Origin of the sequence: Mesorhizobium sp. M7A.F.Ca.CA.002.09.1.1 (assembly GCF_003998555.1) — a bacterium.
Classification (GTDB): Bacteria; Pseudomonadota; Alphaproteobacteria; order Rhizobiales; family Rhizobiaceae; genus Mesorhizobium; species Mesorhizobium ciceri.
On sequence record NZ_RZRR01000346.1, the window covers coordinates 1 to 5,342 of the forward strand.

A 5,342-nucleotide genomic window follows, 5' to 3' on the forward strand; every position below is an offset into this window, starting at 1 on the left:
GATCAAGCCTTCGCGGTCCATCATCGCCGAGCCGATGAACGGCTTCTTCTTCGACAGCATCCAGTCGAGATGCAGGTCGCGCGCCGTGGTGCGGCCGTCGATCTCGGCGCCGGTGACATGGCCCTTTTCGATGCGCATGGTGCCCAATGCCTCAAGACCGTAGGTGACCAGCCCGAACGGCTTGCCGGCTTCGACAAGCGCTTTCCAGACATGGGTGCCATGGCCGGCGCCGGAATAGACCTCGAAGGCCATTTCACCGGAGAAGGACAGCCGGCAGATCATCACCGGCACGCCTGATATTTCGCCGCGCACGATGCCCATGAAGGGCAAGGTGGCGTTGTCGACCGACGTGCCGGTGACACAGGCGGCGAGGATCTGCCTGGCCTTCGGGCCGCCGATCGCGGCACCTGCCCATTCGTCTGTCACCGAGGTGACGTGGACTTTCAGCTCCGGCCAGATCACGTCGAGGAAATATTCCAGATGCTGCATCACCTTGCCGGCGTTGGCCGTGGTGGTGGTCATCAGAAAATCCTGCTCGCCGAGCCGCCAGGTGGTGCCATCGTCGAAGGCGAGGCCGTCCTCGCGCAGCATCAGCCCGTAGCGGGCCTTGCCGACGGCCAGCGTCGAAAACATGTTGGTGTAGACGCGGTCGAGGAATGCGGCGGCATCAGGGCCTTGCACCGCGATCTTACCCAGTGTCGAGACATCGACGATGCCGGCGCTTTCGCGCGTCGCCTTGGCTTCGCGCACATAGGCCTGCTCGACCGTTTCGCCTGAAAGCCCATAGATCATCGGCCGGTACCAGAGGCCGGCGGAATACATCGTCGCGCCATTGGCCAGATGCCAGTCATGCATCGGCGTCAATCGTTCTGGCTTCAGGTCGCCAAAACGCTCGGCAGCCAGCGAGCCGATCGACACCGGAGCAAAGGGCGGCCGGAAGCGTGTCGTGCCGACCTCGGGGATCGGCTTGCCCAGCGCCTCGGCCATGATGGCAAGGCCAGGCACGTTGGAGCTCTTGCCCTGGTCGGTCGCCATGCCGAGCGTGGTGTAGCGCTTGAGATGCTCGACCGAGACAAAGCCTTCCCGGTGAGCCAGCCGCACGTCCTCGGCCGTTACGTCATGCTGGAAATCGACAAAGCTCTTGCCCTTGGCCCTGATCTCGAACACCGGGGCGGGGTCGGGATCGCCAGGCACTGCTTCGACGGTCGGCAGCATGGACGGTGTGCTCTGCCCGCCTGCGGCGGCGAGGCCGGCGGCGCGGCCTTCGGCGATGGCTTCGGCCGTCGAGAAGCTTCCGGTGAAGGCGCCTGCGCCGATCCAGCTCTGTGTCGGCTCTGGCGGCAGGAAAGCTTGCCGCGCGGCGTTCCATTCCGCCTTGGCGCCGGCCTGGCTGGCCAGATGGATGGTCGGCGACCAGCCGCCGGACATCAGCAGGCAATCGGCATGGATACTGCGTGCATCACCGATGAGTGCCCCATTGGCCATGTCGAAGCGCTGCAGCTTGAGGCCGGACAGCGCCTTGCCGCCTTCGGTGGCGACGACGGCATGGCCGGCAAAGATCTCTGCCTCGGCTTCCGCGGCCAGCTTGCGCATCTCCGGCGAAAGTTCCGGCCTGACATCGGCGATGGCGACGACCGCGGCGCCGGCCTTCTTCAAGGCGACAGCCGCCCGATAGGCGCTGTCATTGTTGGTGAACAACGCGATCCGCTCGCCCGGCAGCACGCCGAATTCGTTGGCATAGCGCTCGGCGGCATGCGCCAGCATCACGCCTGGCCGGTCATTGCCGGGGAAGATGAGCGGCCGCTCGAACGCACCAGTGGCCAGGACCACGGATTTGGCGCGGATCGCCCAATAGCGATGGCGCGGCTCGCCCTTGCCGGGGTGCTCCTTGTGGTCGCTGACCCGTTCGAGCGCCGCAAGCGTGTTGTTGTCGTAGTAACCCCACACCGTGGTGCGCGGCAGAAGCCGGACATTGTCGCGGCCTGCGAGCTGGGCGACGGTGCGCCGCGCCCAATCGGCGGCAGGCGCGCCATCGATCGTTTCCTCGGACCAGTTGGCCGAACCGCCGAAATGCGGCTCGAGATCGGCCAGCATGACGCGCGCACCCTGATCGGCGGCGGCCTTGGTGGCCATCAGGCCGGCCGGCCCCGAGCCGACGACCAGCACGTCGCAAAAGGCGTTCATGCGTTCGTAGCGGGCCGGGTCTTTCGCCGATCCGGCACTGCCGAGACCGGCTGCGCGGCGGATGAAGTGTTCGCAGAACATCCAGAAACGCGTGCCCTTGAGCGGGCCGAACACCGGTCCCATGAAGGTCTTGTAGTAGAACCCGGCCGACAGGATCTTGCCGCCGAGCTGGTTGACGGCGTTGATGTCCCAGGCAAGCGAGGGAAAGCGGTTCTGGCTGATGGCAACCAGCCCGTCATGGATCTCGACCATGGTCGCTGGAATGTTGGGCTCGCGAACCTCGCCCTTCAGCACCGTCACAAGCGCGTTGGGTTCCTCGACGCCTGCGGTGAGCAGGCCGCGTGGGCGATGGTATTTGAACGAACGCCCGTACAACGTGACGCCCTTGGCCAGCAGGGCTGACGCCAGCGTGTCGCCGGCATGGCCGGTGTAGGCCGTGCCATCGAAGGTGAAGCGGATGGTTTTCAGCCGGTCGATGCGGCCGCCGGTGTCGGCACGGCGCGGGCTCATGCCTTGTCCTCCGCCTTGCGGCGCGCGGCCGGCCCATGATCGCCCCGCGCAAAGGCAACGCTGGAAATCTCATGCGTCAGCGTGTTGCGCACGACCTTGAGATGCGCGCGGCAGCCGCCGGAATGTTGCCAGATCTCATTGTGGTCGCCGGCCGGATTCAGCCGGTCATAGACATAGGCGTTCCACGCCTCGAAATTCTGCGAGGCGGGGTCGGGACGCTCACGATTGCCGTCACCCTGATAGGTGAACTCGATGACGTCGCGCGGGCCGCAATAGGGGCAAGTGATCAACATTGGACTCTACCTATTGCCTAATGCAGCCGCGGGTTTGCACCCTGGCCCTTGTCGTCGATCACCAGCCCGCGGTGGAAGCGGTCGAGCGTGAAGGGCGCGTTGAGGTCGTGCGGCTGGTCCTTGGCGATGGTCCAGGCGAAGCACCAGCCGGAAGCCGGCGTCGCCTTGAAGCCGCCATAGCACCAGCCGCAGTTGAGATACATGCCAGGCAGGGGGCCGGCGGTGATGATCGGCGAGCCGTCCATCGACATATCGCAAACACCGCCCCAGGAGCGCAGCATGCGCACGCGCGCGAGTCCCGGAAACAACGCCAGCATTTCACTCATCACCTCGTCGACGACAGGCAGATTGCCGCGCTGGGCGTAGCTGTTGTAGCCGTCGATGTCGCCGCCATAGATGAGGCCGCCCTTGTCCGACTGCGACATGTAGAAATGGCCCATGCCGAAGGTGACGACCGTGTCGATGAAGGGCTTCAGCGATTCCGTGACGAAGGCCTGCAGCACATGGCTCTCGATCGGCATCGTCTCGATGCCGGCCATCTGCATGACGCGTCCGGTGCTGCCGGCGACCGCCACGGCCACCTTCCTGGCGCGGATGTCGCCGCGCGAAGTGGTGACGCCTGATATGCGGTCGCCGTCGCGCAGGAAGCCGGTGACCTCGCAATTTTCGATGATGTCGACGCCGCGCCTGTCGGCGCCGCGCGCATAGCCCCAGGCCACCGCATCGTGGCGGGCGGTGCCGGCGCGGCGCTGCATCAGGCCGCCGACCACCGGGAAGCGAGCGCTGTCGGAGATATCGAGCGCCGGAATCAGGCGTTTGATCTCAGCCTTCGTCATCAGTTCGGCATCGACGCCGAGATGGCGCATGGCGTTGCCGCGCCTTGCATAGTCGTCGAACTGGGCCGGCGTGTGCGCCAGGTTCAGGCAGCCGCGCTGCGAGAACATGACATTGTAGTTGAGCTCGTGCGACAGGTTCTCCCACAGCTTCATCGAGTGTTCGTAGAAGCGGGTGTTGGCAGGCAGCAGATAATTCGAGCGCACGGCCGTGGTGTTGCGGCCGACATTGCCGGAACCGAGCCAGCCCTTTTCCACAACGGCGACATTGGTGATGCCGTGTTCCTTGGCAAGATAATAGGCGGTCGCCAGCCCATGACCGCCGCCACCGATGATGATGACGTCATAGGACGCCTTCGGGTCAGGCTTGCGCCATGCCGGCTTCCAATCCTTGTTTCCCTTGAGCGCGTTCGCGAGCAGCGAAAAGGCCGAGTACTCTGCCATTGATGTCATCCGGTTCGGGCGATGCGGCAGACTATAGAGCAGGCCGCATCCGCAAAGCCAATATTGCGCCATCGCCTTTCGACTGGCCGACGCCCGGGATGGGATCACTCGGCGTGAGTGATCGGTTGGGGCCAATGATCGGATGGGCTCGCGATACGACGGCTTGCCCCATGATAGGGCCGTCTTTATCAAGGACAGGCTTTCAAATTGCCTTTGCCGCCGATGAGTCGCCAACAAATCATGCTTTTCCGATTGCTTCGTCTCATCCTGGTACTCACGCTGGTCGTTTCGGCGCCGCTTTCGTTTGAGGCGATGGCGCAAGCGCTCGGCCAGGGCTCGGCCGGTTTGGTCACCGATCAGCAAAAGGTCATCCAGGATCTAACGGCCAAGACGGACGATCTCGAGAAGAAGATACAGCAGGACGGTGAGGACGATGCCTCACTCGTGGAGATCCGTCTGCAGCTGGAGGACCTGTCGCGGGCGGCACTCACCAGTGCGCTGGTATTCCGCTCGCGGCTCACCGAGATCAACAATCGCATCGAGGTGCTGGGTCCTCCACCGGCGGCGGGCCAGCCGCAGGAGCCCGACATCGTGACGGGCGAGCGTCAGGCGCTTGCATCGGAAAAGGCCGAGATCAACGCGGTCGTTGCCAGCGCACAGAACCTGTCGATCCGCATCAGCGGGCTGATCGACAAGATCGGCAATATGCGCAGCGAGCTGTTCCGCAATCTTTTGACCAAGCGCTACGTGCTGTCGGATGCGCTGAGCCCGCAGGTGTTTTCCGACGCCCGCGACGAGTTCGGCAATCTCTACAAGGCGGTGTCGTCCTGGTTGAGCTTTGCCTTCAAGTTCAAGTTCCAGGCGATCCTGGCGGCAACCTTCGTGGCGCTCGGGCTGGCGCTGGTGCTGCTGGTTGGCGGCAGGCGTCTGTTCGGGCGGGTGTTCGAAGCCGACCCCACCAATGAGGACCCATCCTATCTCAGCCGCCTTTCGGTGGCCTTCTGGTCGACCTTGCTGCCGACGCTGGCGGTTGCCGCCTTTCTTGGATCGACGATTTTCTTTTTCAATTATTACAATG

Annotated in this window: 3 protein-coding genes and 1 pseudogene; 1 reads left to right on the forward strand and 3 read right to left on the reverse strand. The window is 64.2% G+C overall.

Going from position 1 to position 5,342, the window contains the following annotated elements:
• The 3 genes from EN994_RS16445 to EN994_RS16455 all read right to left on the reverse strand — a co-directional run.
• The coding region (locus EN994_RS16445; RefSeq protein ID WP_127307654.1) for a sarcosine oxidase subunit alpha family protein at positions 1–2,694 on the reverse strand (2,694 nt) is incomplete at its 3' end.
• Positions 2,691–2,987 carry a sarcosine oxidase subunit delta gene (locus EN994_RS16450; RefSeq protein ID WP_027160522.1) on the reverse strand — a complete coding sequence of 99 codons (297 nt, stop codon included), beginning with the start codon at positions 2,985–2,987 and terminating at the stop codon, positions 2,691–2,693. The genes EN994_RS16445 and EN994_RS16450, both read right to left, overlap by 4 nt.
• 17 nt (positions 2,988–3,004) lie before the next feature.
• Positions 3,005–4,264 carry a sarcosine oxidase subunit beta gene (locus EN994_RS16455; protein WP_063170258.1) on the reverse strand — a complete coding sequence of 420 codons (1,260 nt, stop codon included), beginning with the start codon at positions 4,262–4,264 and terminating at the stop codon, positions 3,005–3,007.
• A gap of 240 nt (positions 4,265–4,504) precedes the next feature.
• On the opposite strand from EN994_RS16455, the pseudogene EN994_RS16460 reads away from it, so the two are divergent.
• Positions 4,505–5,342: pseudogene (locus tag EN994_RS16460) on the forward strand (mechanosensitive ion channel family protein); the annotation flags it as partial.

Bases quoted from the DNA above. Each gene is read 5' to 3' on its own strand.
- EN994_RS16455 (WP_063170258.1), bottom strand. From the start codon at position 4,264: ATGGCAGAGTACTCGGCCTTTTCGCTGCTCGCGAACGCGCTCAAGGGA.
- EN994_RS16450 (WP_027160522.1), bottom strand. From the start codon at position 2,987: ATGTTGATCACTTGCCCCTATTGCGGCCCGCGCGACGTCATCGAGTTC.